Annotated in this window: 2 protein-coding genes; both read right to left on the reverse strand. The window is 54.4% G+C overall.

Going from position 1 to position 2,700, the window contains the following annotated elements; translation table 11 throughout:
* Positions 1-95: 95 nt before the first annotated feature.
* Positions 96-2,003, reverse strand: coding sequence for a hypothetical protein (locus IBX54_RS14205; RefSeq protein ID WP_296543307.1), 1,908 nt, complete (start codon positions 2,001-2,003; stop codon positions 96-98).
* Between the two features lie 57 nt (positions 2,004-2,060).
* On the reverse strand, positions 2,061-2,600 hold the full coding sequence (locus IBX54_RS14210) for a class I SAM-dependent methyltransferase (RefSeq protein WP_296543308.1): 540 nt from the start codon (positions 2,598-2,600) through the stop codon (positions 2,061-2,063).
* Between the last annotated feature and the right edge of the window lie 100 nt (positions 2,601-2,700).

Here is a 2,700-nt window from a genome sequence, read left to right on the forward strand (position 1 = left end):
CTAATCCACCGCTGCCTTTGATGTCAAGTTCCACACTAAACGGCATAGAGCCCCCGAAACCTGATGTTGCCTGTTGATTTGACATGTGAAGTGTTTTAGCAATAGTTTAAAGTTGCATCTAAATATTTAGGTGCAACTTTAGCGTTTGCTACATCTTTTGCCAAGTTGGGGGGTGTGCAATGCACTGGCAAACGTGCTGGTTGATCAGGTAATTCATTGACATTGTTGCCAAGCCAAGCCGTCAGTTGCGCATGCTGTTGCCGCAGCCATGCTGCACTGTGCGCCAAGCTCAAACCGCTTTGGTTAAAACGGGTCAACCAGGTAGCGGCCAGTTCGGCCCGGTTGGCGATCTGCCAATAAAAATAAGCCAAACCAAACGCGTACTGAATCATGCTGGGGTGCGGCCATTTGGCTTGGGCAATCTGGCCGGCGTCTCGCAATGCCGCTTCGGCCTGCCGCTGGTAGTCATGCACAAACGCCGGCCCCAGCGCCGCCCGGTAGGCAATGTATTCGTCACACATCACGATCAACGCCTCAAGCTCGCTTACCGGGTTTTGCTTGTCCGCCCACAACTGGCGGCGCTCCTGGATGGCGACAAACAATGCTGTGACCAGTGGCTTGGGAATGGGTGGGTGTGCGGAAGCGATTTTGAGCTTGATCAGTTCCACCTGACGTTGATGCCATTCATCGCGCAGGGTGGGCAACTGCGGCGGCACGCTGCGCAGTTGGTCGGCAATCTGGTCTTCCATGGCCAACAGGGCCGCGCTGGCTTTTTGCCAGTTAGCCATAGCCGCCGGGCCAAGCTGGGCACCGTTGTCTTGTTGGCAAACGGCCATGATCTGGCTCAGCACATTAAAGCGTTCCACAGGTGTCAGGCCTGTTTGTTGGTCGAACTGGCCTATTGTTTTGTTGAAATGGCCAGCAAAGTCGACACCATCATTCATCCGCATGCGCAGCTCTGAAACCGCCACGGCAAAGCGTTGTGCCGTGCTCAGTAGCGGTACCAATTCGGTTTGGGCGCGCTCGTAAGCATCCAATAACAGCGCCCGGTCGCCCAGCTGCCGGGCCAAATGAAGCTGGTCTGACAGCAATTCATGCACTTGCGCAACGTTGTCTGGCTTGACGGCCTGGCGGTACGTGGCCAGCAAGCTCAGTGCCTTGGCATGGGCGTGATGCATGGCATAGCTCAGCATCAGGTTATGCAAAACCACCGGGTATAGCGCCGGTACAGGTGCGCTTTGTAATTGCGCCCAAGCCTGCTCGTAGTAGCTTTGGGCGTTGAGGTGGTTGCCTTGCATGGCTTCAAGGCGTGCCAGATTGTTGTAGCCGCGAATGCGCTCACCGGGCGATGCAGCAAGCTCTATGACTTCTTCAATCAGACTCTTCGCAGCCGCATATGAGCCCGCCAACTCACAGCGCAAGCTTTGCAGCAGCAAATAGCGAATGCGGGGCTTGCCGTTTGCGGGCGGCGCAGCGTCGATGACGGTTAGCAGCTGGCCAAAGGCAGCATAGTTGCCTGCATTGAACAGTAACTGGGCTTTTGACAACCGAAGTGGCAAGCGTTCGCTTGGCAACAGCACCGTTTTTTCTGCCGCAATAAGTGCCTGGTAGGCCGCGAGCAAGTCGCCGGTTTCGATTTTCAAGCGGACCAGCACAACTTGCTGTGCGGCGCGCGCAGCAAAGCCCATTAGCGGGGGTGGTGCCGAGAGCGATTGGGCGGCCTTGTCATGATCGCTGGCATCCAATAAGTTTTCAACGCGGGCCAGCCAGCGCTTTTCGTGCGGCAGCCGGCTGGTGGCGTTGGCCAACAACACCAGCGCGGTCAAGCTAATGACAGCAGGCACCATGGTGTTGTAAAGCGGTGCGGCAACAAACCCGCCGATGTCAAGCACCCCATAAAGCACGCCGACCACGCACAAGATGGCTGGCCAGACAAAGCGGCGGCTGCGCACGTACGGCCACAGCGGGCGTGCTTTTTCCAGGAGGGCGATGAGGTCAGGCATGGGGGGGGTGGTGGGGTGACAGTTTTAGCCGTAAGGCCATGTCTTATTTATGTCTGCTTAATTCTGAAATATGAAAAATCTGTGGTACGGGTTCTCAGGAACACGATAAGTTTTTATTAATTTTGCACCGGCAGCAGTGAAATCATTGATGATGCGATCAAGCGGATAACCCCGTTTGTTGATTTCCCAATGATGCTCACCATCAAATTCGTGAACAGGCGCTTTAAGGCGTGGCCGCGGAACCAGAAATGTGTATATCCCAAACCTTGGTATCTGTAATTGATACCGCCACATGGTCCGCGCGTCTGGCAGACTGATCACTACATAGCGGCCACTGACTCGCACCATTTCGGCAAAAGCTTGCAATGAGACCTCGTATGGCAGGTGTTCAAGCATCTGAAATGCACACACCACGTCGTAGGCGTTATCTTTAAAGGGCAAAGCTGTTGCCGAGCCCACATGATCAGGTTTGAGTTCTGGGTCAAGATCAAGGGTTTCAACGTGTATGTCAAACAGTGCGGCTGTCTGTTTGAAAACACCAGGCCCAGGGCCAATTTCAAGAACGCGCTGTGGTGCCAAATTAATAATCTCGTCCACTTGGTGCCAAACGCTACACCACCGTTCCATACCCATGTAATTTTTGGCTCTATGCCGTTTTGTGTGGAACTTGACAACCACATCCTAAATGTAGTGAGGT

Source organism: Rhodoferax sp., assembly GCF_014859475.1.
Taxonomy (GTDB): Bacteria; Pseudomonadota; Gammaproteobacteria; order Burkholderiales; family Burkholderiaceae_C; genus Rhodoferax.

What these genes read in the sequence shown, in the direction of transcription:
- IBX54_RS14205 (WP_296543307.1), bottom strand. Translation starts at nt 2,003, where the DNA reads ATGCCTGACCTCATCGCCCTCCTGGAAAAAGCACGCCCGCTGTGGCCG.